Annotated in this window: 20 protein-coding genes and 1 tRNA gene; 16 read left to right on the forward strand and 5 right to left on the reverse strand. The window is 73.5% G+C overall.

The features are described 5' to 3' along the window. The first annotated feature begins 53 nt into the window (after positions 1 to 53). The 9 genes from SACTE_RS28520 (at position 54) to SACTE_RS28560 (ending at position 8,695) form a co-directional block, all read left to right on the forward strand. A complete protein-coding gene (locus SACTE_RS28520) occupies positions 54 to 1,172 on the forward strand; it encodes an inositol-3-phosphate synthase (protein WP_014049483.1) in 1,119 nt (372 codons plus the stop codon). Beyond that, on the forward strand, positions 1,169 to 2,332 hold the full coding sequence (locus tag SACTE_RS28525) for an SCO3242 family prenyltransferase (RefSeq protein WP_014049484.1): 1,164 nt from the start codon (positions 1,169 to 1,171) through the stop codon (positions 2,330 to 2,332). The genes SACTE_RS28520 and SACTE_RS28525 overlap by 4 nt, the downstream gene beginning before the upstream one ends. Next, positions 2,329 to 3,207 (forward strand): sugar phosphate isomerase/epimerase family protein, encoded by an 879-nt coding sequence (locus tag SACTE_RS28530; RefSeq protein ID WP_014049485.1) that lies wholly within the window; start codon positions 2,329 to 2,331, stop codon positions 3,205 to 3,207. Before SACTE_RS28525 ends, SACTE_RS28530 begins: the two co-directional genes overlap by 4 nt. Further along, positions 3,201 to 3,827: an EboA domain-containing protein gene (locus SACTE_RS28535; RefSeq protein WP_014049486.1), complete on the forward strand. Its 627-nt coding sequence runs from the start codon at positions 3,201 to 3,203 to the stop codon at positions 3,825 to 3,827. Before SACTE_RS28530 ends, SACTE_RS28535 begins: the two co-directional genes overlap by 7 nt. Next, entirely contained in the window at positions 3,827 to 4,675 is an 849-nt protein-coding gene (locus tag SACTE_RS28540) for a TatD family hydrolase (protein ID WP_014049487.1), read from the forward strand. The genes SACTE_RS28535 and SACTE_RS28540 overlap by 1 nt, the downstream gene beginning before the upstream one ends. A gap of 3 nt (positions 4,676 to 4,678) precedes the next feature. Further along, entirely contained in the window at positions 4,679 to 5,854 is a 1,176-nt protein-coding gene (eboE, locus tag SACTE_RS28545) for a metabolite traffic protein EboE (RefSeq protein WP_014049488.1), read from the forward strand. Beyond that, positions 5,851 to 7,260 (forward strand): alkaline phosphatase family protein, encoded by a 1,410-nt coding sequence (locus tag SACTE_RS28550; RefSeq protein ID WP_014049489.1) that lies wholly within the window; start codon positions 5,851 to 5,853, stop codon positions 7,258 to 7,260. The genes eboE and SACTE_RS28550 overlap by 4 nt, the downstream gene beginning before the upstream one ends. 40 nt (positions 7,261 to 7,300) lie before the next feature. Next, positions 7,301 to 8,380 carry a sugar phosphate isomerase/epimerase gene (locus SACTE_RS28555; protein ID WP_014049490.1) on the forward strand — a complete coding sequence of 360 codons (1,080 nt, stop codon included), beginning with the start codon at positions 7,301 to 7,303 and terminating at the stop codon, positions 8,378 to 8,380. Positions 8,381 to 8,607: 227 nt separating this feature from the next. Beyond that, positions 8,608 to 8,695: transfer RNA gene (locus SACTE_RS28560), tRNA-Leu, on the forward strand. A 67-nt stretch (positions 8,696 to 8,762) separates the two neighbouring features. Here the strand turns inward: SACTE_RS28560 and SACTE_RS28565 are convergent. Further along, complete coding sequence (locus tag SACTE_RS28565) at positions 8,763 to 9,380, reverse strand: TetR/AcrR family transcriptional regulator (RefSeq protein WP_014049491.1); 618 nt, start codon at positions 9,378 to 9,380, stop codon at positions 8,763 to 8,765. Positions 9,381 to 9,498: 118 nt separating this feature from the next. Between SACTE_RS28565 and SACTE_RS28570 the strand changes: the two genes are divergently transcribed. Together SACTE_RS28570 and SACTE_RS28575 are read left to right on the forward strand one after the other, a co-directional pair. After that, the gene (locus tag SACTE_RS28570) at positions 9,499 to 10,326 is read left to right on the forward strand and encodes an SDR family oxidoreductase (RefSeq protein WP_014049492.1); all 828 of its coding nucleotides are present in this window, start codon (positions 9,499 to 9,501) and stop codon (positions 10,324 to 10,326) included. Positions 10,327 to 10,403: 77 nt separating this feature from the next. Then, entirely contained in the window at positions 10,404 to 10,649 is a 246-nt protein-coding gene (locus tag SACTE_RS28575) for a hypothetical protein (protein WP_014049493.1), read from the forward strand. 112 nt (positions 10,650 to 10,761) lie between these two features. Here SACTE_RS28575 and SACTE_RS28580 read toward each other — a convergent pair whose 3' ends face one another. The 4 genes from SACTE_RS28580 to SACTE_RS28595 form a co-directional block, all read right to left on the reverse strand. Further along, positions 10,762 to 12,030 (reverse strand): MFS transporter, encoded by a 1,269-nt coding sequence (locus SACTE_RS28580; RefSeq protein WP_014049494.1) that lies wholly within the window; start codon positions 12,028 to 12,030, stop codon positions 10,762 to 10,764. Positions 12,031 to 12,064: 34 nt separating this feature from the next. Continuing rightward, on the reverse strand, positions 12,065 to 12,658 hold the full coding sequence (locus SACTE_RS28585) for a metalloregulator ArsR/SmtB family transcription factor (RefSeq protein ID WP_014049495.1): 594 nt from the start codon (positions 12,656 to 12,658) through the stop codon (positions 12,065 to 12,067). A gap of 119 nt (positions 12,659 to 12,777) precedes the next feature. Next, positions 12,778 to 18,297 (reverse strand): caspase family protein, encoded by a 5,520-nt coding sequence (locus SACTE_RS28590; protein WP_014049496.1) that lies wholly within the window; start codon positions 18,295 to 18,297, stop codon positions 12,778 to 12,780. Then, positions 18,278 to 19,135 (reverse strand): hypothetical protein, encoded by an 858-nt coding sequence (locus tag SACTE_RS28595; RefSeq protein ID WP_014049497.1) that lies wholly within the window; start codon positions 19,133 to 19,135, stop codon positions 18,278 to 18,280. The genes SACTE_RS28590 and SACTE_RS28595 overlap by 20 nt, the downstream gene beginning before the upstream one ends. A 467-nt stretch (positions 19,136 to 19,602) precedes the next feature. On the opposite strand from SACTE_RS28595, the gene SACTE_RS28600 reads away from it, so the two are divergent. From SACTE_RS28600 to rbsD, 5 genes are read left to right on the forward strand one after another with little or no spacing between them, the layout of a single operon-like run. Continuing rightward, entirely contained in the window at positions 19,603 to 20,619 is a 1,017-nt protein-coding gene (locus tag SACTE_RS28600) for a LacI family DNA-binding transcriptional regulator (RefSeq protein WP_014049498.1), read from the forward strand. Continuing rightward, complete coding sequence (locus SACTE_RS28605) at positions 20,616 to 22,154, forward strand: sugar ABC transporter ATP-binding protein (RefSeq protein WP_014049499.1); 1,539 nt, start codon at positions 20,616 to 20,618, stop codon at positions 22,152 to 22,154. The genes SACTE_RS28600 and SACTE_RS28605 overlap by 4 nt, the downstream gene beginning before the upstream one ends. Further along, the gene (locus SACTE_RS28610) at positions 22,144 to 24,105 is read left to right on the forward strand and encodes a substrate-binding domain-containing protein (RefSeq protein WP_014049500.1); all 1,962 of its coding nucleotides are present in this window, start codon (positions 22,144 to 22,146) and stop codon (positions 24,103 to 24,105) included. Before SACTE_RS28605 ends, SACTE_RS28610 begins: the two co-directional genes overlap by 11 nt. Before the next feature lie 42 nt (positions 24,106 to 24,147). Further along, positions 24,148 to 25,095 carry a ribokinase gene (locus SACTE_RS28615; protein WP_014049501.1) on the forward strand — a complete coding sequence of 316 codons (948 nt, stop codon included), beginning with the start codon at positions 24,148 to 24,150 and terminating at the stop codon, positions 25,093 to 25,095. Beyond that, positions 25,092 to 25,481, forward strand: coding sequence for a D-ribose pyranase (gene rbsD / locus SACTE_RS28620; protein WP_014049502.1), 390 nt, complete (start codon positions 25,092 to 25,094; stop codon positions 25,479 to 25,481). Before SACTE_RS28615 ends, rbsD begins: the two co-directional genes overlap by 4 nt. The last annotated feature ends 150 nt before the right edge of the window (positions 25,482 to 25,631 follow it).

The raw sequence follows: 25,631 nt of genomic DNA on the forward strand, positions 1-25,631 counted from the left end.
GTGCCCCGCCCACCGTCACCCACCCCCACCCCCATCACTCCTGGGAGGCAGCCGTGACCGCACAGGCGGTTCGTACCGGAATCTGGTTCATCGGAGCACGCGGCTCCGTCGCCACCACCGCCACCGCGGGATGCGCCGCCGTCGCGGCGGGACTCCACCCGGCGACCGGCATGGTCACCGAGACCCCGCCCTTCACCGACAGCGGGCTGCCGCCCCTGACCTCCCTCGTCTTCGGCGGCCACGACACCCTCGACTGCCCCCTGCCCAAACGGGCCGAGGCCCTGGCGGCCGGCGGGGTCCTCCCGCACGGACTGCCCGCCGCCGTCACCGCCGAACTCACCGCCGCCGACGCGGAGATACGCCCCGGCGGACCACTGCCCGGCGACAGCCGCACCGACGACGAACTGATCACCGCGTTCACCGCCGACCTCACCGACTTCACCCGGCGCCACGCCCTCGCCCGCACCGTCGTCGTCAACGTCGCCTCCACCGAACCCCCACCCGGCGAGGACGCCACCCGGCTCCCCGCCAGCTCCCTCTACGCGGCGGCAGCCCTCCGGGCCGGCTGCCCGTACGTCAACTTCACCCCCTCCACCGGCCTGCACAGCCCGCGTCTCGCCGACGCCGCGGCGGCCTGCGGCCTGCCCCACGCCGGGCGCGACGGCAAGACCGGCCAGACCCTGCTGCGCTCCGTGCTCGCCCCGATGTTCGTCCAGCGCGCCCTGCCGGTCCGCGCCTGGTCGGGGACGAATCTGCTGGGCGGAGGCGACGGAGCGGCCCTCGCCGACCCGGCCGCGGCCGCCGCCAAGAACGCAGGCAAGGAACGCGTGCTCGCCGACACCCTCGGCTCCGCCCCCGAGGGCGAGGTCCACATCGACGACGTACCGGCGATGGGGGACTGGAAGACGGCCTGGGACCACATCGCGTTCGACGGCTTCCTCGGCTCGCGCATGATCCTCCAGACCATCTGGCAGGGCTGCGACTCCGCACTGGCGGCCCCCTTGGTCCTGGACCTGGCCCGGCTGCTGGCCCGCGCCCACGAGGCGGGCCTGAGCGGACCCCGCCCCGAGCTCGGCTTCTACTTCAAGGACCCCGACGGCGGTCCGGCCGCGCTGGGCGAGCAGTACGCCGCCCTGCTGGACTTCGCCGGGCAGCTCCGGGCGGCCCGGTGAGGCCGCCCCGGCTGCTCGCGGCGCTGACGGGCGCGGCGACCGCCGGCCTGGTCGGCGTCCGCGCCGCCCGCGCGGCGGCGCCCCCGGTCCGCCCGTCCGGTACGGGCGGGACTGCGCCCGCACCGGACGGGCCCCGCCCGAAGGCCGGTCCACGGGCCTGGGCCGAACTGCTCCGGGTCTCCGCCCTGTTCACCGTCCCGGGCGACGCGCTGGCCGGAGCCGCCGCCGTCGGCCGGGCCCCCGACCGGGGCACCGCGCTCGCCGTCGGCGCCTCGCTCTGCCTGTACGAGGCCGGGATGGCGCTCAACGACTGGGCGGACCGCGACGAGGACGCCGTCGACCGCCCGCACCGACCGATCCCCTCCGGCCGTATCAGCCCCGGAGCGGCCCTGGCCGCCGCAGGAGCTCTGACGGTGGCGGGTCTGGCCCTCGCGTCCCGTGCCGGACGCCCCGCCCTGGCGGTGGCCTCCGGGCTGGCGGCCACGGTCTGGGCGTACGACCTGCGCCTGAAACACACCCCGGCGGGGCCGGCCGCCATGGCCGCGGCCCGCTCGCTGGACCTGCTGCTGGGGGCCGTGGCGACGGGGGAGCGGACGCCAGGGGGCCCGTCGGCCCGTGCCGGACGAGGCGCCGCCACCTCCGACGGCCCGGGTTCCGGTTCCGCTTCCGGTTCAGGTTCCGCTTCCGGTTCCGCTTCCGGGCTGGGGACACGTGCCCCGGGGCGCGGCTCCGCCGTCCCCGCCGCGCTGCTGCTCGGCGCGCACACCTGTGCCGTCACCGCCGTCTCCCGCCACGAGGCTCAGGGCGGCTCCACCACCGCTCCCCTCCTGGCCCTCGCCGCGACCGCGGCACTCGGGGCCGCCACCCTGCGCGAGCGGCCGGAGCCCGGACGACCGGCCCCGAGCACGTCCGGTGCGCGGACCCTCGCGCTCACGGCCTTCACCGGTGCCTACCTCCGTACCGCCGGGCTCCCGCTCCTGCACGCCGCCCTCAACCCGTCCCCACCCCTCACCCAGCGCGCCGTCGGCGGCGGCATCCGCGCCATGATCCCGCTCCAGGCCGCCCTGGCGGCCAGGGCCGGGGCGCCTCTGACCGGGCTCGCCGTCATGGGACTCGCCCCTCTCGCCCGCACCCTCGCACGGAAGGTGAGCCCGACATGACCCTCCGCCTCGGCTACGGCACCAACGGCCTGACCGACCTCCGCCTCGACGACGCCCTCGGGCTCCTCGCCGATCTCGGGTACGACGGCGTCGGGCTGACGCTCGACCACATGCACCTGGATCCGCTCGCCCCGGACCTCGCCGCCCGCACCCGGCACGTGGCCCGCAGGCTCGGCACGCTCGGCCTCGGCGTCACCGTGGAGACCGGCGCCCGCTACGTCCTCGACCCGCGCCGCAAGCACGGCCCGTCCCTCCTCGACCCGGACCCCGACGCCCGCGCGGCCCGCACCGCGCTCCTCGTCCGGGCCGTCGACATCGCCGCCGAGCTGGGCGCACACGCCGTGCACTGCTTCAGTGGCATCGCCCCAGCCGGAGACCGAGCGGCCGACGCCACCACCGCCTGGCACCGGCTGACCGACGCACTCACCCCCGTCCTGGACGCCGCCACCCGTGCCGGCGTCCCCCTCGCCGTCGAACCGGAACCCGGCCACCTCCTCGCCACCCTCGCCGACTTCCACCACCTGCGCGCCCTCCTCGACGACCCGGCCGCCCTCGGCCTCACCCTCGACATCGGCCACTGCCAGTGCCTGGAGCCCGCCTCACCCGAGGCGTGCGTCAAGGACGCCGCGCCCTGGCTGCGCCACGTCCAGATCGAGGACATGCGGCGCGGCGTCCACGAGCACCTGCCCTTCGGCGACGGCGAGATCGACTTCCCGCCCGTCCTCGAAGCCCTGGCCGCCACCGGCTACGACGGCCTCACCGTCGTAGAACTGCCCCGCCACTCGCACGCCGGCCCCGAACTCGCCGGCGCCTCGATCGCCTTCCTGCGCGCGGCGGACCGCACCACCGGGAGCGAGGTGACCGCCCCGTGCTGACCAGCCGCGAGAAACTCGACGACCGGCTCCCCGGAGCGGCACGGGCCTGGCTCGACGAGGCGCTCGCCGAAGCCGCCCACGCCGCCGGCCGACCGGATGCCGACACCGGCAACCCTCCCTGGGAACTGCGGTTCGTCTCGGCCGGACGCCACTGCGGGCCGGAGCACGCCGACGCCGTACGCGTCCTGCTCCTCGTGGAGGCCCGGCCGGCGCTGCCCGCCGTGACCCGGCTCTACGAACAGGGCACCGCCGCCGAACGCCGTGCCGTCCTGCTCGCCCTGCACCGGATCGAGTTCGGGCCCGCCGCCCTCGGGCTCGTCGAGGACGCCCTGCGCACCAACGACACCCGGCTCGTCGCGGCGGCCGTCGGCCCGTACGCCGCCGCCCACCTGGACGCCCACGGCTGGCGGCACGCCGTCCTGAAGTGCCTCTTCACCGAGGTGCCCGTCGAGGCCGTCGACCGACTGGCCGACCGCGCCCGGGGAGACGCCGAACTCGCCCGCATGCTGGAGGACTTCGCCGCCGAACGCACCGCCGCCGGCCGCACCGTCCCGGCCGATCTGCGCACCGTCCTCGCCCTCACGGCCGCCCCGGCCCCCGCCCCCACGGAGGAGTCCTGATGCGCATCTTCGACCCCCACATCCACATGACCTCCCGCACCACGGACGACTACCAGGCGATGTACGACGCCGGGGTCCGCGCGCTGGTCGAACCCTCCTTCTGGCTCGGCCAGCCCCGCACCTCGCCCGCCAGCTTCTTCGACTACTTCGACGCCCTCCTCGGCTGGGAGCCCTTCCGCGCCTCCCAGTACGGCATCGCCCACCACTGCACACTCGCCCTCAACCCCAAGGAGGCGAACGACCCCCGCTGCACCCCCGTCCTCGACGCGCTGCCCCGCTACCTCGTCAAGGACTCCGTCGTCGCCGTCGGCGAGATCGGCTACGACTCCATGACCCCCGCCGAGGACACCGCCCTCGCCACTCAGCTCCAGCTCGCCGCCGACCACGGACTGCCCGCCCTCGTCCACACCCCGCACCGCGACAAGCTCGCCGGCCTGCGCCGCACCATCGACGTCGTCCGCGAGTCGTCCCTCGCCCCGGAACGCGTCCTGCTCGACCACCTCAACGAGACGACCGTGCGGGACGCCCTCGACAGCGGCTGCTGGGCCGGCTTCTCCATCTACCCGGACACCAAGATGGACGAGGACCGCATGGTCACCGTCCTGCGGAACCACGGCACCGACCGCATCCTCGTCAACTCCGCCGCGGACTGGGGAAGAAGCGACCCGCTGAAGACCCGCAAGGTCGCCGACACCATGCTGAAGGCGGGCTTCGACGAGGACGACGTCGACCAGGTCCTCTGGCGCAACCCCGTCGCCTTCTACGGCCAGAGCGGCCGCCTCCAGCTCGACCCCACCGCCCCCGGCCCGCTCCACGAGGGCAACTCCATCCTCCGCGGCGGGGAGTGAGCGATGCGCTTCCGCCACCCCGACGGCACCACCGTCCACCTGGCCTACTGCACCAACGTGCACCCCGCCGAGACCCTCGACGGCGTCCGCGCCCAGCTCCGCGACCACTGCGAGCCCGTACGCAGACGGCTCGGCCGGGACCGCCTCGGCATCGGTCTCTGGCTCGCCAGGGAAGCCGCCCGGACCCTGGTCAACGACCCCTCCGCACTCCGCGCCCTGAAGGCCGAACTCGACCACCGCGGCCTGGAGGTCGTCACCCTCAACGGCTTCCCGTACGAGGGGTTCGGCGCCGAGGAGGTCAAGTACCGGGTCTACCAGCCGGACTGGACCGACCCCGAGCGGCTCGCCCACACCACCGACCTGGCCCGGCTGCTCGCCGCCCTCCTCCCCGACGACGTCACCGAAGGCAGCGTCTCCACCCTGCCGATCGCCTGGCGCACCCCGTACGCCACCGATCCCACGGCGGCGGCCACCGCCCGCAAAGCCCTCACCACACTCGCCCAGCGGCTGGACGCCCTCGCCGAACTGACCGGCAAGTCCATCAGCATCGGCCTCGAACCCGAACCGGGCTGCACCGTCGAGACCACCGCCGACGCCATCGCCCCGCTCACCGCCGTGGGCCACGACCGCATCGGCGTCTGCGTGGACACCTGCCACCTCGCCACCTCCTTCGAGGACCCGGACACCGCACTGGACGCCCTGCACACGGCGGGCGTCCACGTGGCCAAGGCCCAGCTGTCCGCCGCCCTGCACGCCGAACACCCCCACCTGCCCGCCGTGCGCGAAGCCCTGGCCGCCTTCGCGGAACCCCGCTTCCTGCACCAGACCCGCACCCTCACCGCCGCCGGACTGCGCGGGACCGACGACCTCGACGAAGCCCTGGCCGGTGTCTCGCTGCCCGACGGCACCCCGTGGCGCTCCCACTTCCACGTCCCCCTGCACGCCCCTCCCGCACCCCCGCTCACCTCCACCCTGTCCGTACTCGAAAGCACCCTGACCCGACTGGTCGGCGGGCCCGAGCCGCTCACCCGGCACCTCGAGGTGGAGACGTACACCTGGCAGGCGCTCCCGGCCGCGCTGCGGCCCCGCACCCGCGCCCAGCTCGCCGACGGCATCGCCGCCGAACTCACCCTCGCCCGCGACCTCCTGACCGGCCTCGGACTCAAGGAGCTGCCATGACCGCCCCCGGGAACGACCCACGGCCCACCCCCCTCCTCGTCCTGGACGTCGTCGGCCTCACCCCCCAGCTCCTCGCCCACATGCCGAACCTGCGGTCCCTGGCCGGCACCGGAGCCCAGGCCCCGCTCTCCACCGTCCTGCCCGCCGTCACCTGCGCCGCCCAGTCCACCTTCCTCACCGGAACCACCCCCGACGAACACGGCATCGTCGCCAACGGCTGGTACTTCCGCGAGCTCGGCGACGTCCTCCTGTGGCGCCAGCACAACGGGCTGGTCCAGGGCGACCGACTCTGGGACGCCGCCCGCCGCGCCCACCCCGGCTACACCGTGGCCAACGTGTGCTGGTGGTACGCGATGGGCGCCGACACCGACTGGACCGTCACCCCCCGCCCCGTCTACTACGCCGACGGCCGCAAGGAACCCGACTGCTACACCCGGCCGCCCGCCCTGCACGACGAACTGACCGAGAAACTCGGCACGTTCCCGCTCTTCCACTTCTGGGGCCCCGGTGCCGACATCGTCTCCTCGCAGTGGATCATCGACGCGACCCGGCACCTCCTCGCCACGCGCGCCCCCGACCTGGCCCTGTGCTACCTCCCGCACCTGGACTACGACCTCCAGCGCTACGGCCCCGACGACCCCCGCTCCCACCGGGCCGCCACCGAACTGGACCGCGCGATGGCACCCCTGATCGCCGACGCACGCGCCGAGGGCCGCACCGTCGTGGCGCTCTCCGAGTACGGCATCACCCGCGTGGACCGGCCCGTCGACATCAACCGCGCCCTGCGCCGCGCCGGCCTGCTGGAGGTGCACACCCAGGACGGCATGGAATACCTGGACACGATGGCCTCGCGCGCCTTCGCCGTCGCCGACCACCAGCTCGCCCACGTCTACGTACGCCGTCCCGAGGACCTCGAGGCGACCCGGGAGGCCCTCGCGGATCTGCCCGGCATCGAGCAACTCCTGGACGACGAGGGGAAGAAGGCCCACCACCTGGACCATCCCCGCTCCGGCGAACTCGTCGCCGTCGCCGAGCGGGACGCCTGGTTCACCTACTACTACTGGCTCGACGACGCCCGCGCCCCCGACTTCGCGCAGCTCGTCGAGATCCACCGCAAGCCCGGTTACGACCCCGTCGAGCTCTTCATGGACCCCCAGGACCCCTACGTCCGGGTCAAGGCCGCCGGCGCGGTCGCCCGCAAGAAGCTCGGCATGCGCTACCGGATGGCGGTCGTCCCCCTGGATCCCTCGCCCATCCGCGGCAGCCACGGCCGCCTCCCCGAGAGCGACGACGAGGGCCCGCTCATCCTCTGCTCCACCCCCCGAGTGTTCGACGCGTACGACGGCGGCCGAGTCCGGGCCACCGAAGTGAAGTCCCTGCTCCTCCGGCTCGCCGGACTGCACTGACCACCCTCCGCCCGCACCCCGACACAGGAGACACCTGACCATGAGCCGCACCCCGAAGGACGAGGAACTCGCGCACCGACTGAGCCGCCGCAACGTCCTGGGCGTCGCCGCCGGCGCCACGGCGGCCACCCTCGTCGGCGCCGCGAACGCCCAGGCCGCGACGGCGCAGAGCCACACATCCGGCAAGGGCCACGGACACGACCACGGACACGGACACGGCAAGGGCCGCCCCGTCCTCCCGCCCGGCCGCCTCGGCATCCAGCTCTACAGCCTCCGCGACAAGGTCTCCACCCTGGGCTTCGCCCCCGTCTTCGCCGAGCTGGAGAAGTACGGCTACGACGAGATCGAGTTCGCCGGCTACACCCAGGGATCGGCCGGCGACATCTCCCTCGCCCAGCTCAAGCGGCTGGCGAAGAACCACGGGCTCCACCCCATCGGCAGCCACGTCAACTACTACGACGACAACAACCCCGGCGCCTACTCCTTCGCCCAGAACCTCACCCAGGTCCTGGACGACGCCGAGGCCCTCGGCCTGAAGCACATCGGCACGGCCTCGGGGCCCTTCCGCTACGGCTCCACCGTGGACGGCTGGAAGCGCGCCGCCGAGGACTTCAACACCTACGGCGCCGCCGCCCGCAAGCGCGGCATGAAGTTCTACCAGCACAACCACGCGGAGGAGTTCTCCTTCGCCACCGACAAGCCCAAGGTCCGCCTCTACGACGTCCTGCTCGCCGAGACCGACCCGGACCTGGTCTACCTGGAGATGGACATCTACTGGGCCTTCGCCGGCCAGTTCCGCTTCGGCAGGCGCGCCGACGGCACACCCGCCCCGTTCAACCCCATCGACTACGTACTCAAGCAGCCCGACCGCTACCCCCTCTTCCACGTCAAGGACGGCACCCGCAACGACAGCGCCCGCGACGGCTACGACATGACGGACGTCGGCGACGGGGACCTCGACTACACGACCTTCCTGACCCGCGTCACCGAGCGCACGTACCGGGGCCGCACCTACCACCACTGGCAGGTCGAGCACGACAGCCCGGTCGACTCCCTCGCCTTCGCCCGCAAGTCCAGCGAGCACCTGCACTCGCTCCGCGAGGGCCGCTGCGGCGACTGACCCCTCACTGACCCCTCACGCCCCGGTGCCCGGGCAGCGGCCGGCACGCCACCGCTCTCCGGGCACCGGGAGTGACCGGTGCGTGACGTTCGGTGCCCGGCCCCGGCGCGGGCCCCCCTGTACGCTCCGCACCGCACTGACCACGGGAAACGTGGGTGAAAGGCACCTCGAACCCCTGGTATTGTTTTCCATGTCGCCGCGGGAACACCGCGAACGGCAGACACCTTGTCCGGGTGGCGGAATGGCAGACGCGCTAGCTTGAGGTGCTAGTGCCCTTTATCGGGCGTGGGGGTTCAAGTCCCCCCTCGGACACCAGCGAAGGCCCCAGTCGATCTGGGGTCTTCTGCGTTGTGCGGGCATCCGTCGACCCGCGGCCGAAGGGTCACGCCGTGCCGGTGTCCGGGGTGTGGTGCGAGGGGGCGGTCAGTCCGGCGACGAGGAACGCGATCACCGTCTCCGTGTGCGGGAAGGGTGAGGGCTCCGCGGGCATCTTGACCAGCGGGCGCCCGTAGGACTCCATCACCAGGCTGAAGGCGAGCCGGCAGCGCTCCGTGACCTCCTGCGGCGACAACTCCGGCAACGCGCGCCCGAGCAACACCTCGAAGGGGGCGGGTGCGAACAGCGGTGAGACGTTGAGGACCTGTCCCGTGGGCAGGGCCGTGCGGGCCAGCAGGTGGCAGAGCACCCGGCCGTCCCGGCTGCCGACGAGCTCGGCGAACGGCGTGACCAGGGCGGTCACCAGGTCGCGCACCTCGACGCGGGCGCCGGGCGGGCCCGACAGGGCGTGCAGCCGCCCGCTCCACAGGGGCCGCAGCTCCCGCTCCAGCAGGGCCGACACCAGTCCCTCGCGGGAGCCGAAGTGGTAGTGGACCGCCCCCGGGTTCAGTCCGGCCGCCGTGTTGACCGCGCGGAGGGAGACCTGGTCGGCCCCCTTCTCCAGGAACAGCTGCTTGGCGGCGTCGAGGAGGCGGTCTCGGCTGGGGGCCTCGGTCTGGCTCATGCGTCCATTCCATCACAGGCCACGAGGCCGCCATCATTGTCCAATCACTGATTGAATTACGATGGAACCTGATCGGATGAACGCGGGTCGTCGCCGATGCCCGCCGAAGGAGACTGTTATGAGTACGTACGTCGTCACCGGTTCCGCCTCGGGCATGGGCGCCGCGAGCGCCGACCGCCTGCGGGCGGCAGGGCACCGGGTGATCGGGGTGGACCTCCGGGACGCCGATGTGATCGCGGACCTCGGGACGGAGGGCGGTCGTCGGCACGCCGTCGAGGAGGTCCTCCGGCTCGCCGACGGCACCCTCGACGGGGTGGCCGCCGTCGCCGGGGTGGGCCCGAGCATGCGGGACGCGTCGGCGGTCGTGTCGATCAATTACTACGGCCCCGTCGCCCTGCTGGAGGGGCTGCGTCCCGCGCTGGAACGTTCGGGCGCCGGACGGGCCGTGGTGATCAGCTCCAACTCGGCCTCGACCGTCCCGCTGATCGACGACGACCTGCTGGACCTGCTGCTGGACGGCGAGGAGGACGCCGCCCGCGACCGGGCGGCGAAGGCGCAGAGCGCCCTGCCCGCCGCGCTCGTGCGGTCGGCACCCAGCATCTCGGCCTACGCGACGTCGAAGCTCGCCCTCGCCCGCTGGGTCCGGCGTACCGCGGTGACCCCTCAGTGGGGCCGGCGCGGTGTCCTCCTCAACGCCATCGCGCCCGGCGCGGTGATCACCCCGCTGATGACCGGATCCACCGATGTGACGGCCACCCCGGACCCCGACTCCTTCCCCACGCCGATGCCGCTGGGGATCTTCGGGCAGCCCGAGGACATCGCGTTCTGGGTGGAGCAGTTCCTTCGCCCGGAGGCCCGCTTCACCACCGGTTCGATCCTCTACGTCGACGGTGGCACCGACGCCGCCATGCGCACGGGCGCCCAGCCCACGGCCATGCGGCGGTGACCGCCGGGCCGTGACGCACGCCCGGGTGAGCCCGGCCGGATCCGCGTGTGCGATCCCGTACCGGGCAGGAGGGCCCCATGAGTGAACGCGAGGGCCGTGACTGGACGGCCATGACCCCGGAGGACTTCGACCCTGAGGCCCCGGCCGTTCCGGAGACAGGGGCCGGCCCGGCCGCGCCGGCGGAGCCGGACCCGTACGGAACGCCTCCGCTGTTCGACGACGAGCAGCTCGCCTCACCGTCCCTGCGAGCAGACCGCCGGGCAGCGTCTCCCGTCGGGAGGAGGGCGCCGCGCTCCCGGTCCGGCTCGCCCGGGCCGACGTGAGCACCGCACCGTCCGGCCGCCCGGAGCACTCCCGCCCCGGCCCCGTCACCGGCGGCACGTCCGAAGACGGAGCGGTCGACGACCGGTTCGCGCTCGCCGGCGGATGCGCCCCTCAGACGGAGGCGCGCCGTTGCCGGGGCAGTTCGGCCCGCCGCACCGCGCCGGAGGCCAGGGCGACGGCCACGCCCAGGCAGGCGAATACGCCGCAGCCGACGAACACCGGGGCAGTACCCCAGGCGCCGATGGCCGCCCCGACCACCGGGTAGCCGAGGGGAGCCAGGCCGACCATGGTGAGCATGACGACAGAGGTGACCCGGCCGAGATAGGCGGGATCCGCCGCGGCCTGGATCAGGGTGTTGTCCAGAGCGCCGAAGAGGCCCGCGCTCAGACCGACGACCACTGCCAGCACCACGGCGGCCCGGAGGGACGGAACCAACGCGATGGCGGCCGCCCCCGAGCACCCCACGAACAGTGCGCCGGTCATCGTCAGACCGGCCCGTGGTACCCGGCCGACGGCGGCGAGCAGCACGGCGCCGGCCGCCGCGCCCGCGCCGAAGCCGCCGACGATCCAGCCGTAGCCGGACGGCCCCCATCCACGCTCGGCGTTCAGGAGCACCATGCCGACGTTGAGCGTGCTCACGAGGCCCAGCTCGCAGATGGCGCCGACGGCCACGAGCGGGCCGATGAGCCGGTGGCGGCGGATGTAGCGCAGCCCGTCGAGGAGGTCCTTCCAGGCCGTGCCCGGTTCCGGTTGCGCCCCGCCGGACGTCCCGAGGGGCCGTAGGCGTATCGACAGCAGCAGCGGCAAGGACAGGGCGAAGAGGAGGCCCGCGACGGTGAAGGCCGCCGCCGCACCGCCGATGCCCATGGCCAGACCACCGACGGGCGGGCCCGCGATCTGGCTGAGGCGCATGGACAGGGACCGCAGAGCGGCGACGCGCGCGAGTTGGCCGGGGCCGGTGATACGCGGGGGCAGGGCCCCGATCGCGGGCACGAACAGCGCGTCCACGGCGCCGAAGACGACCGCCACCGCGACCAGCAACCACAGGGCCGGTGCCGTCAGCGCGACGGCGGCGGCCACCGAGAGGACGAGGAGACACCGCACCGCGTCGCTGCCGAGGATGACGCGGCGCGGATCGAACCGGTCGGCCAGCACGCCCCCGCCGAGCATCAGCAGGGCCCGCGGCAGGGCCCCGGCGGCCATGATCAGGCCGATCTCGGTGGGCCCGGCGGTCCTCTGGGCGGACCAGGCGAGGGCGACGAAGTACACGCTGTCGCCGACGAGCGAGGCGGTGTACGCGGCGAGCCAGCGCAGCACGTTGCCGTCACGATGGGCCGGTGTGGTGGCGCTCTCGGGCAGGGCTGTCTCCGCGGCGGCCATGGCGGGCTCCAAGGGGTCGGGGGAGAGGGCTGCGTCAGGGCCGGAAGGGAAAGCCGTAGAGGTGCACGGACACGTGCTCGCGGTCCTCCGTGTCGCCGTCCGCCTGGGCGGTCTTGCCGCGATCCCGCCAGCGCCGGGTCAGCTCCGCGAACTCGTCGCTCATCTCGGCCAGTTCGGCGGGAGTCAGGTCGAGCACCCACTCGGAGCTGAACGCCGCGTCCGACCAGGCCTTGCCCCAGGCGGCGGTCCGGTCCAGGTACGCCCGGTACTGGGCGGTGCGGGTGTCGAGGATGCCTCGGGCCAACGCGCCGACGGCGGCGGCTCCTTCGGGGGTGCCCGCGAAGTCCGAGTCACGGAACCCCCACCCCTCCTCGTACGCCACCTGCCACCACCGCTCCCGGCCGTCGGTGCTCCGGTCGCGCGCCTCGGTCACGAAGCCGTGCTCGGCCAGCTTCCGCAGGTGGTAACTGACCAGCGACGGCGCCTGGTCGACCTGTTCGGCGAGCTGGGAGGCGGTCGCCGAGCCCGCGGCGTACAGCAGGCGGTAGAGCTGCATGCGCAGGGGGCTGGTCAACGCCTTCAGCCGGGAGAGGTCGGTGATCTGCTCGGGCTCACGCTTCGGTCGCATGCGCCCACGGTAGGTGTGCAGCAGAAGTTGCGCAATAAAATTTTCGGATATGTGCGCGGGTGCGGGCTGCCAGGAGGTGGCTCGTCCTCTCGGCCGTTGCGTCTTCGGTCCGTGTGCCCTCAGTCGAAGAGGACGAGGCCGTTGTGGCTCCCCACCGCCAGCGCACCGGCCGGATCCACCGCCAACCCCGTGCAGGAGGAGGGCAGTTCGATCCGGCGGAGCACCTCGCCGCCCCGTACGGACAGGACGGCCAGGTCGTGGCCGCCCGCCACGGCGTACTCGATGCCGCCGGGCAGCAGCGCCGCGTGGCGTACGGACATACCGGCGGGGGCCGCGTGACGGTGGACGGGGCGGGCCTTCCTGGCTCCGGACGGTGGGCTGGAAGGCGCCGTCGACAGGTTGACGACCGGAGTCGGCGCGAGCCACCCGGGGCCTCCGGCCGGCGTGTACCTCGCCGCGTGCAGACCGAACACGGCTGTGCCGTGCGCGGAGGCGACGAGGATGCCGGGCCCCGCCTCCTGCCCTACGGCCAGAACCTCCGCCACGTCGTCGGCGGCGAACCACCGGGACGCCCACTCCCGTCTGTCGACGTCGAGGACGTACAGCCGGCCCGGTTCCGTCTCCAGCACGGCGAGCCTGCGCCTCCCGTGGCGAACCACCCACACCCCGCCGATGTCGACATCCTGGAAGCCGCGGTTCCGGCGCCGACGGGCGATGCGGTGGTACAGCAGCCGGCCCTGTGCCACGTCGTGCACGGCGAACGGCCCCTCCGTAGGACCGCAGACCAGCAGCGTCTCACCGTCCCCCGCTTCGTCCGCGACGACGCGGAGCCGGCCGGCGTCCTGTCTCCCGTGCGGCACCGGTACGGCCAGCGGCCGCCCCCGCGGACGGAAGGCGTCGTCGTCGAGGTCCCAGTACTCCAGGACGCCCCAGCTGCTCAGGGAGAAGAGCAGCTGCCGCGGCTCCCGGCCGGGCGACCGCCACCGGACGGACGTCAGGGAGTCGACCCCGCTCTCGCACACCGGCCGGAGCCTGCGCAGCAGCTTCCCGTCCGCCGCGTCGTACACCCGCAGTGATCCCAGCCGTGAGGGCTGGCCCGAGACCACCACCTGCCGGCCCTCATGCGTGGCGAGGGCCACTCCACCGACCGGCGGGACCGCCTGGACCGCCTCGGCGACCCGCCAGTCCCCGTCACCGGTCCGCAGCCGCCAGACACCACCGTGATCGTCGCCGCAGACGGCGCCGTCCGCCGTGGCCCGGAGGGAGCAGACGGGTACCGGCATGTGCCGCTCCCAGCACGGGCCCTGCGGCCGGCCGTCGACCGCCCACACCGCGAGCCGCTGGTCGCCGCCGGCGGTCACCAGCCGGAGCGTCTCGGGCGTGCCGGTGAAGGCGACCGCGGCGATGTCCGCCCGGTGGGCCCGTACGGGCTCCGTGAGCGGCCGGTACGCGGGCAGCGACCAGATCCGGAACGTGCCGTCGCCACCCGCGACGGCCAGCCGGCCCGAACCGTCCGGTGCGAGGGCGAGCGCCGTCGTCCAGGGCGCGTCCGCGCCGGTCGGCCACCGTGCGTACCAGCGGCCGTGCGTGACGTCCCAGCAGTGGCTCCCGCTCGATCCCGTTCCGGCCACCACGACGTCGCGTCCCCGTACACGTCCGGTGCAGAGGGCGGTCACGGGGCCCAGGACACGGAACTCCTGTTCCGCCAGTACGACCCCGCCCCGTGACACCAGCACGCGGACCTGCCCGCCTCCGTCGCCCGTCACCACCAGGTCGCGGCCGTCCCGGCCCTGTCCGACGACCGCGCACATCGGCAGCCGGTCGCGGTACAGGAGCGCGGACGGCAGGACGCGCCGCCACAGCTCACGGCGCCGCGCCAGGTCCCAGCACCGCAGCTCGCGGTCTTCCCCCACGGTGACGACGGCCGGTGCGCCGCCCGGCCCCCGGACCTCGCCCAGAGCGATCACGGGTCCGTCATGGGCGTCGATCTCGTAGGTGTCGGAGGCGAACTCGGTGGGCCAGATCCGCACGATGCCGTCGGAGCCGCCCACACACAGCCCCGCGGCCACCTCCGCCACCTGGGAGGCCTCGTGCAGGTACACCTTGCCGCCGACGCGGTCGCCCGACAGCAGGTCGTACAGCTGGAGCCCGCGTTCACCCCCCTGCACGGAGACGCAGTGGAGGGCACCGAGCCGGAAGGCGGCCACGGCCACGGTGCGGTCGGGCGGTCCGATCCGGGTCGGCGGACCGATCGGCCGGCCGCTGTCCAGGTCGATCCGGTGCAGCAGCCCTCGTGAGGTCGCGGCGGCCACCAGCCACTGCTGCCCGACATGGTGCGCGGCGATCGAGACGACCGGCTCGCGCACCGCGAGCAGGGTGCGTACGCGCTCCTGGCTGTCCAGCGAGGTGAGGCACACCGTGCCGTCCTCGCCGGCGCTGACCAGGAGCCTTCCGCGGGGGTGCGCGCCGACCAGGTCCAGTGCGTGGACCGCCCCGCGATGAACGGCGCTCAGACGCGCGGTGCCGTCCGTGGACGGCCGCCGGTGGACGACGTCGCCGTTCGCGCAGCCGAACAGGAAGGAGTCGGCGGGCAGTCCGGCGGGGGCCCCGCACGCCGTGACCGGCGAACCGGCGTCGAACACTTCCCGCAGCCGGCCCCGGCGCTGCGGGGAGCGTGCCGCGTGCTCCTCGAGTTCCGTCGGGGAGGCCTCCCTGCGCTCGCGCCGGGTGAGGCGGCGCAACGCCGGTGTCCCGCCGAGCTCGTAGACGAGGACCTTCGGCCCCGCGAAGCACAGGGCGGCCGACGTGGCGCCCGCGTCCGCCGCGCTGACCGCGATGCGAGTGGGCGAGAACATGCCGTACTCCGGAGACGTCGTGCCCGGTCTCCAGCCCACCAGGACGTCACCGTCGGCGGGCGCGGGCGGCAGCCGCCAGGTGGTGGCGCCCTCGCCCCGCACACACACGGACAGCAGACGCTCCATGTCCACCCAGCGCCAGAAGGACGCGAAGTCCGTCGTCACCGCCGCGGCGCATCCGGCCCGCTGCGGTACCGTTGTCCAGCAGCGGAGGTACTCGGAGGGCAGCCCGCCCGGCATCGCGGCCGGCTCCCCCGTCTCCAGGTCCCAGCTCTCTGCGCCGATACCGCGGGCACGCTCCCCGACGAACCCGCCGCCGCCTCCAGGAAGCCGTACCACCGCGCCGAACAGCGCGGCCAGCCCCGGATAGGCGCGCTTGCCTCCGCTCGGATCCCACACCGCCCAGCGTGCCCGCCAGGGAAGTGGCGCACCGTCAGGTGAACGGTCGCAGGAGTCCGCCAGTGCCCCGGCGCCGCGGCACAGGGCCGCCAGCCGCAGCTTCGCGCGGGCCCCGGGGGAGTCGCCGGAGCCGTCGTGGTCCCGTAGCAGCTGTTCCAGCTCGCGGATCGCCAGGCCCGCCTGGCGGCCTTCGGAGGTGCGCAACCGGGGGAGCGCGGCGATCAGTTCTCCCGGATCGCAGGCCAGCACGAACTCGGCGTCCTGCACGAGGGGATCCAGCAGCCCGCCCTCGGCCGCGTGCAGGACGAGGTGGTGGCGCACATAGGGATGGGCCGTCGCCCAGCCCTGCCCGGGTCTGTCCTCGACGCCGCGCCGCAGCACCTCGGTGACGGTTCGCTGGACCGCTGTGGCGTCCCTGCCCTCCCGCAGGTACTCGATGAGCGCCCGGTGGTAGACGCGGTAGACGGACCCGCCGTCCTCCACGCTCTCCACCACGTAGGATCCGGCGGCCTCCCGCAGCCAGACGATGTCCTCGTCGCCGTAGGCGCGGCCTGCGACCGCCGACGCGAGCCGCGGCCAGACCCCCGCCCAGGGCAGCCCGGCGCCCTGCGAGTAGGCGAGCGGAACGAGCAGGTCGCGTGCGCGTTCCGCGTCCGCGCCGAGGCGTTGTTGCAGGTCCCGTTCCATCGCCTCGCCGGGCAGGCGGGGCAGCGCGTCGCGCCAGCTCCGGTCGTGCGGATCCGGCAGCCGGCTCTCCCCGGCGATCGTCCGGGCCGTGATGCGGGCCACCAGGAAGGAGCGTCCGGCCGCCGCCGCGACGGCGCCCGCCACCGCGTCCACGTAGGCGTCGTCACTCCCCGCCGTCACGGCGCCGGGGGCCGTCAGCAGCTTGCGGACGTACGCGCGGACCGCGGCCGGGTCCGCGTAGCGCGGGCTGTCCAGGTCGATGCGCAGCGAGGCGGGAGGTAACCGGTCGGCGATGTGCCGGCGGGAGCCGATCAGCAGGCGCAGCGGCAGGCCGAGCCCCGGGTCCAGGAGAGGGCGCAGGAGTTCGTCCGACAACTCGCGTGGGGAGAGGGCCTCGTCCACGGAGTCGACGAGCACCACCAGAGGCGCGGTACGCCGCTGCAACGCCGCGATGAGCGTGCCGACCGACTCCGCCTCGCACCCGGCCGCCGCGGCGACGGCGTCCAGTACCTGCCGTGTCGACTTGTGTCCCGCGTGCACCGCCGCGTCGACGGCACCGGGGCCCGGGACGCCGTCCTGGGGCAGACCGGTCAGGGGGACGGCGGACCGCCGGTCCGGATCGCTCAGGAGGGCGGCGAGGCCGAGCACCGAGGACTTCCCGGAACCGGGATCGCCGGTGACCACGCAGAACCGGTCGGCGGTGTGCCCGGAGGCCAGCCATCCGGAGAGATCCCTCAACACGTGGTGGCGTCCGGTGAAGTCCCAGACCTCGTCCGTCTGTACGTCCGTGCCCCGAGCCCTGGGCATGAAGTGGCTGAGGAGCTCCGCCTCCCTCGCCACGAGCTCACGCCTCCGGAGCGAGATGATCCGGTCGATCTCGTCGAGCTTGAGATCGGCCGTGTCGGGCACGTGGCGGGGGTTCGGAAGGAAGGCGGGGATGCCCGCCGAGACCTGGGTGGCGGACAGGACGGGCTGCTGCCAGTCGGGGACCCGCGGATCGTTGCCGACGGCCGCCATGATGTGGTCCACGCTGATCGACTCGGGAGCGTTCCCCGCGGTCGCGCTGCTGCGCACCGCGCGGACGAAGGCGGACGAGAGCGCACCCGGGCTCGTGTACTCCTTGCGGCGCGACGAGGAGATCAGCACCAGACCCGTCCCCGTCGACTTCGTGGCGGGCGCGCGGTAGCGGCGGACCTGAAGGGCGGCGTGCAGGGCGTCGTCGCCGCCGGCCTCCGCGTGACAGGAGTCCAGCAGGATCAGGACCCGCTCCAGGGGCGTGCCCTCCCAGAGCTGGGTGATCAGCTCCTCCGTGCGCAGGGCCGTGCCGGGCAGGTCGTCGGCGTCGCTGTCGGCGAGCAGGAGATGGTGGCCGCCGCTGTCAGGTGAGACGACCCCGTGGGCGGCGATGTAGCAGACGAGGTAGTCCTCGGGGCGCCTGTCCGGGGACCGGGCGAACCCCCGCAGCGCCCTGGTCAGCCGGTCGCGGCCGGGGTCGAGGCCCAGGGAGACGGCGCGTTCGTATCCCAGTTCACCGAGGAAGAGCTCCTCGATCCGCCCCACGTCCTCGGCGAGTTGAGGGGTGTCCAGCTCGGGGTGGGCGGTCACGTGCGGCACGGCGGTGGCCAGGAGATAGCGGCGCGCCGGACCGCCCCCTCGCGGTGCCCCGATCGGCCGCGGCTCAGAGGAGTCCGCAGCCATGGGCCACCGCCCGGCCCGCCTCGGCCGTGGACAGATACCGGGCCGCGTCATGGGCACGCGCCCCGTTGTGCACCAGGTGGCCCTCGACGCGCTCGCCGAAGAGCGGGCGGAGGTCCTTCACCAGGGCGACCACGTCCCCGGAGTCGGCGAGGTTCGTCCAGCGCTCGACCGACCCGGGCCAGTCACCCGGCGTACCGCCGTGGGGGAGGCGGAGCCGGTCGAACACGAGGTTGCGGATCCCGAGCGGTGAACCGAGCGTCAGCAGGGACCGCACGGGCCATTCGGGGTGCGCCGACAGCGCTTCGTACGCCACGACGCTGCCCAGCGAGTGGCCGACGACGAGCCGGGTGTGCTCGGTGACGGCGTCGGCGGTCCGCCGCTGCACCCGCGCGTAGGTGTCCTGGTCGCAGAGGTAGGCGCGGACCTGCTTGAGATCCGCGATCAGCGAGCGCATGGCGACACCGGCGAAGAACCGCGAACGGCTCAGGGCGTCGAGGGCCTTCTGCACGGACCGCGGCGTCCGGGCCAGGGTGTCGGCCCGCGGAGGCACGACGGCCGGATCGGTGCGCGCCGCCTCCTCCCACAGGGCGACGAGCAACTCCGCCTCGTACGGGGTGTCCACGTCCGAGGCGTCCAACGGCGGTTCCTGCGCGGCCAGTACACGTCCGGGCGGCCGGAACAGGTCGCCGTAGAAGAGGCAGTGGATGTCCTCCGGTACGAGCGGGGAGGCGCCGGCGCGCAGCAGACCGTCGCGGAGCGCGGCACTCCAGCGCAGATGCTGGTCGTGCTCCCCGCTGAACTGCTGGCCGATCCCGTGGACACACAGCACACGAGTCACTGATCCCCCGTCCCCCCCGTCCCGCCACACGCGTGCCCGACCTTACGGCCTCGTGCGCGACCGCGAGCCTCGGATGCGAAGACACACATGGCGCCGCTCGCTGATCCACTCTCCAACCCGGGTGAGGCCGTTGGCAACACTGCCGGGTCCCGGAGAGGCGGCCGACGGGACCCGTAAGAGCCGTCGCGCCGGGAACGGGCCGGGGGCGGACGGCACCAACGGGCTCCGGGGGAGCCGTTGCGCCGGGAACGGGCCGGGGCGAGCGGCTCCGGCTCGCGGTCGGGCCGCGCGGAGCCGGACCGACCGGCCGGCGGGGCCGGTCCGTGGAACGTCACGATCCGGTCTCGGCTGCCTCTCCGGGTCTTGTTTTCGGCCATGTAATCGTTTCCAATCATCCATGTAATCGATTCCATGGCTCCGCCCGCTGGTTTCGAGGCGCACCGAAACCACAAGGAGGTGGTCCGGAAATGGCGGGCATCAAGGATGTCGCGGCCCAGGCGGGAGTCTCTGTCGCCACGGTCTCCCGCGTCCTGAACAGCCATCCCTCCGTCAGCCCGGACGCGCGCAGACGCGTCCTCGCCGCCGTCGAGGTACTCGGCTACCGGCCCAACGCGGTGGCCCGCTCGCTGCGCACGGACCAGACGCGCACGCTCGGCCTGGTCGTCAGCGACGTGCTCAACCCGTACTTCACCGCGCTGGCCCGTTCCGTCGAGGAGGAGGCGCGCGGGCTCGGCTACAGCGTGATCATCGGCAACGCCGACGAGCGGCCCGAGCAGCAGGACCACCACGTACGTACGCTGCTGGACCGCAGGATCGACGGGCTGCTCGTCTCGCCCGCCGACGGCGACTCCCCGCTGCTGACGGAGGTGGCCCGCGCCGGTACGCCGATGGTCTTCGTGGACCGCTGGATGCCCGGCGTGGACGTCCCCGTCGTCCGCGCCGACGGCCACCGGGCCGTCCAGGACCTGGTCGCCCACCTCCACGCCCTCGGCCACCGCAGGCTCGCCATCATCGCCGGACCCGCCGCCACCACCACCGGCAACGAGCGCGTCGAGGCCTTCCGGGACGCGATGCGGACCCACGGGCTCGCCCTCCCCGACGCCTACATCGGCCAGGGGGACTTCCAGGCCGACAGCGGGCGGCGCGTCACCGAGCACTTCCTGTCGCTGCCCGAACCACCCGAGATCGTCTTCGCCGCCGACAACCTGATGGCGCTCGGCGCGCTCGACGCCATCCGGGCGCGCGGCCTGCGGGTCCCCGAGGACATCGGGATCGCCGCCTTCGACGACATCCCGTGGTTCGTGCACACCGCCCCGCCGATCACCGCCGTCGCCCAGCCGACCGGTGAGCTCGGCCGCGCCGCCGTACGCGCACTGGTCGACATCGTCGAGGGCCGCGCCCCGCAGTCCGTCACCCTGCCCGCCCGCCTCGTCGTACGCAGCTCCTGCGGCGAGGACACCGTCACCCCGAGGAGCAACGCGTGAGCCAGTCAGTGGAGTTGCTGCGCATCGAAGGCGTACGCAAGACCTTCCCCGGCGTCGTCGCCCTGGACGGCGTCGACTTCGACCTGCGCAGCGGTGAGGTGCACGTCCTGCTCGGCGAGAACGGCGCGGGCAAGAGCACCCTCATCAAGATGCTCTCCGGCGCCTACCGTCCCGACAGCGGCACGATCTTCGCCGGAGGCGAAGAGGTCCGCATCGACGGGGCCGAGGACGCCGAACGGCTCGGGATCGCCACGATCTACCAGGAGTTCAACCTGGTACCCGATCTGACGGTCGCCGAGAACATCTTCCTCGGCCGCCAGCCCCGCCGCTTCGGCATGATCGACCGGCGCCGCATGGAAGCCGACGCCGAGGTGCTGCTCGGCCGCGTCGGCCTGCACGTCTCGCCCCGGACCCGGGTGCGTGACCTGGGCATCGCCCGGCTCCAGATGGTCGAGATCGCCAAGGCGCTCAGCCTGGAGGCCCGTGTCCTGATCATGGACGAGCCGACCGCCGTGCTGACCTCCGAGGAGGTCGACAAGCTGTTCCGCATCGTGCGGCAGCTGCGCGAGGACGGCGTCGGGGTCGTCTTCATCACCCACCACCTCGACGAGATCGCCGCACTCGGCGACCGGGTCACCGTCCTGCGCGACGGCCGCAGCATCGACCAGGTACCGGCCTCCACCCCGGAGGCCGAGCTGGTGCAGCTGATGGTCGGCCGCAGCATCGACCAGCAGTACCCCCGTGAACGCGCCGGGGCGGGCGAGCCGTTGCTCTCCGTGCGCGGCCTCACCCGTGACGGCGTCTTCCACGACATCAGCTTCGACGTCCACGCCGGAGAGGTCGTCGGCCTCGCCGGACTCGTCGGCGCCGGCCGCACCGAGGTGGCCCGTGCCGTGTTCGGCGCGGACCCCTACGACGCGGGCACCGTCGACGTACGCGGCGAACGGCTCGGCAAGCACGACGTGACGGCCGCGATGGGCGCCGGCCTCGGGCTCGTCCCCGAGGACCGCAAGGGCCAGGGCCTGGTGCTCGACGCCTCCGTGCAGGAGAACCTCGGCCTGGTCACGCTGCGCTCGGCCAGCCGTTCCGGGCTCGTCGACCTCAAGGGACAGCGCGCCGCCGCCGCCCGGATCGCCGAGCAGCTCGGCGTACGGATGGCGGGCCTCGGCCAGCACGTCCGTACCCTCTCCGGCGGCAACCAGCAGAAGGTCGTCATCGGCAAGTGGCTGCTCGCCGACACCCGGGTACTCATCCTCGACGAACCCACCCGGGGCATCGACGTCGGCGCCAAGGTCGAGATCTACCAGCTCGTCAACGAGCTGACGGCCTCCGGCCACGCGGTCCTGATGATCTCCAGTGACCTGCCGGAAGTCCTCGGCATGAGCGACCGGGTCCTCGTCATGGCCCAGGGCCGCATCGCCGGGGAGCTCCCCGCCGACGAGGCCACCCAGGACGCCGTGATGGCTCTCGCCGTCAGCGCCACCACCACCGACACCACCGCAGAGACCGGCAAGGAGGGCCCCCGTGGCCACTGACACGCATACGGGCAAGACGGGCGCGGCGGGCGCCGGACACACGATCCGCCGCCTCCTGCTCGACAACGGCGCCCTCAGCGCCCTGGTCGTCCTGCTGGTGGCGATGTCGCTGCTCTCCGGCGACTTCCTCACCACCCAGAACCTGCTGAACGTCGGTGTGCAGGCCGCGGTCACCGCGATCCTCGCGTTCGGCGTCACCTTCGTCATCGTCTCCGCCGGCATCGACCTCTCGGTCGGCTCGGTCGCGGCACTCTCCGCGACGGTCCTCGCCTGGTCCGCGACATCGGCGGGCGTGCCCGTCTGGCTGGCGGTGATCCTCGCCGTCGCGACCGGCATCGCCTGCGGCTTCGTGAACGGGGCGCTCGTCGCGTACGGGAAGTTGCCGTCGTTCATCGCGACGCTGGCCATGCTCTCGGTCGCCCGCGGCCTGTCCCTGGTCATTTCCCAGGGGTCCCCGATCGCCTTCCCCGACTCGGTCTCCGTGCTCGGCGACACGCTCGGCGGCTGGCTGCCCGTCCCGGTCCTCGTCATGATCGCGATGGGGCTGCTGACCGCGCTCATCCTGGCCCGCACCTACATCGGCCGCTCGATGTACGCCATCGGCGGCAACGAGGAGGCGGCCCGCCTTTCCGGGCTGCGCGTCAACAAGCAGAAGCTGGCCATCTACGCCCTGTCCGGCCTCTTCGCCGCCGTCGCGGGCATCGTCCTGGCCTCCCGCCTGGTCTCCGCGCAGCCGCAGGCCGCGCAGGGGTACGAACTCGACGCGATCGCCGCGGTCGTCATCGGCGGCGCCAGCCTCGCGGGCGGGGTCGGCAAGGCGTCCGGCACCCTGATCGGCGCCCTGATCCTCGCCGTGCTCCGCAACGGCCTCAACCTCCTGTCGGTCTCCGCCTTCTGGCAGCAGGTCGTCATCGGTGTCGTCATCGCGCTGGCCGTGCTGCTGGACACCCTCCGCCGCAAGGCCGGTCCGGGAGGGGCCGCCTCGACCGGCTCCGGGGCACCGGGGGCGCCGGGATCGGGCCGCAAGGGGGCCGTGAAGGCCGGGCTCGCCGTGGTCGTCGTGGCCGCCGTCGTGGCCGCCGTGTCGTTCTTCGACTCGGGCTCCTCCGGCACCACCACCAAGGTGGGCATGTCGCTCTCCACCCTGAACAACCCCTTCTTCGTGCAGATGAAGGAGGGCGCCCAGGCCGAGGCGAAGAAGGCGGGCATCGACCTGACCGTCACCGACGCCCAGAACGACGCCTCCCAGCAGGCCAACCAGCTCCAGAACTTCACCAGTTCGGGGGTCGACTCGGTGATCGTCAACCCGGTGGACTCCGACGCCGTCGGCCCCGGCGTCCGCAGCGCCAACAAGGCGGACATCCCGGTGATCGCCGCCGACCGCGGCGTCAACAAGGCGGACACCGCCACACTGGTCGCCTCCGACAACGTGGCGGGCGGCAAGCTCGCCGCGAAGGCGCTCGCCGACAAGCTCGGCGGCAAGGGCAGCATCGTCGTCCTCCAGGGCACGGCGGGCACCTCCGCCAGCCGTGAGCGCGGCGCCGGCTTCGCCGAGGGCATCAAGGCCTACCCGGGCATCAAGGTCGTCGCCACCCAGCCGGCCGACTTCGACCGGACCAAGGGCCTGGACGTCATGACCAACCTGCTCCAGGGCCACCCCGGCATCACCGGCGTCTTCGCCGAGAACGACGAGATGGCGCTCGGCGCGGTCAAGGCGCTCGGCAGCAAGGCCGGGAAGTCCGTCTCGGTCGTCGGCTTCGACGGCACACCGGACGGCCTGAAGGCGGTCGAGGCGGGCACCCTGTACGCCTCCGTCGCCCAGCAGCCCAAGGAACTCGGCAGGATCGCCGTGCAGAACGCGGTCAAGGCGGCGGACGACGAGAAGATCCAGGACATGGTGAAGGTGCCGGTCAAGGTCGTCACCCGGGAGAACGTCGCCGACTTCTCCTGATCCTTTCCCACCCCGTCCTGATCACGGAAGGCAGTACAGCCCATGCACGACAACGAGGACCCCGCGCCCTCCCGGTTCTCCCGGTACGACCTCCTGGTCGTCGGCTCGGCCAACGCCGACCTGGTCGTCGGCGTCGAGCGCCGGCCCGCGCCGGGGGAGACGGTGCTCGGCTCCGACCTCGTCGTCCACCCCGGCGGCAAGGGCGCCAACCAGGCCGTCGCCGCCGCCCGCCTCGGCGCCCGTACGGCGCTGCTGGCCCGGGTCGGCGACGACGCCCACGGGCGGCTGCTGCGCGAGTCGCAGCGGGCGGCGGGCGTCGACACCGGCCCGGTCCTCGTCGGCGGGGCGCCCACCGGGGTCGCCCTCATCACCGTCGACCCCTCGGGCGACAACAGCATCGTGGTCTCCCCGGGCGCCAACGCCCGGCTGACCCCCGGAGACATCCGGGCGGCGGGCCCCCTGTTCGCCGCCGCCCGGGTCGTCTCCGTACAGCTGGAGATCCCCCTGGAGACCGTCGCCGAGACGGCCCGTGCGCTCGCCCCGGGGACCCGGCTGGTCCTCAACCCGTCCCCGCCCGCACCACTGCCCGCCGACGTCCTGGCGGCCTGCGACCCGCTGGTGGTCAACGAGCACGAGGCCCGCTACATCCTGGGCATCCTGGGACAGGAGGCGGGAAGCGCCCCGGAGGAGTGGGCGGACACCCTGCTCGCCCACGGCCCGCGCTCGGTGGTGGTCACCCTGGGTGCGGAGGGCGCCCTGATCGCCGACAGCCGCGGCGGCGGCCCCGTGCACGTACCGAGTCCGAAGGTCGACGCGGTGGACACCACGGGCGCGGGCGACGCCTTCACCGCCGCCCTCGCCTGGCGTCTGGGGCTCGGCGACGAGCTGGCGGAGGCCGCCGCGTTCGCCGTGCGGGTAGGAGCGGCGGCGGTCACCCGGCAGGGCGCGCAGGCGTCCTTCCCCACCGCCCAGGAGGTGGCCGCGCTGTGAAGAGGTCAGGCATCCTCAACAGCCGTCTCGCCGGAGCCCTGGCCGCCCTGGGGCACGGCGACGGCGTCCTGGTCTGCGATGTGGGCATGCCCGTCCCGCCCGGCCCCAGGTTCGTCGACCTGGCCTTCCGGGCGGGCGTCCCGTCGTTCGCCGAGGTGCTCGACGGACTGCTGGACGAGCTCGTGGTCGAGGGGGCGACGGCGGCCGAGGAGGTGCGCGCGGCCAACCCGGAGACCGCCGCCCTGCTCGCCGCCCGCCTCCCGGACCTCGCGTACGTGTCGCACGAGGAGCTGAAGGAGCGCACGGCCCGGGCCCGCCTGGTGGTGCGGACCGGGGAGGCGCGGCCGTACGCCAACGTGCTGCTGCGGTGCGGGGTCTTCTTCTGAGGTACCCCGCTGAGTGGTTCACCCGGCGGTGGGTGTGCTGTACAGGGATTCGCTCCACGGACCGGACGATTGGTCTAGTCCTGTCTTGGTCCAGACCATTGACACGGCTCTGGGTGAGGTCGATATTCCGTAACCGACACCCCTGTGCAG

The sequence above is a fragment of the Streptomyces sp. SirexAA-E genome, assembly GCF_000177195.2.
Taxonomy (GTDB): Bacteria; Actinomycetota; Actinomycetes; order Streptomycetales; family Streptomycetaceae; genus Streptomyces; species Streptomyces flavovirens.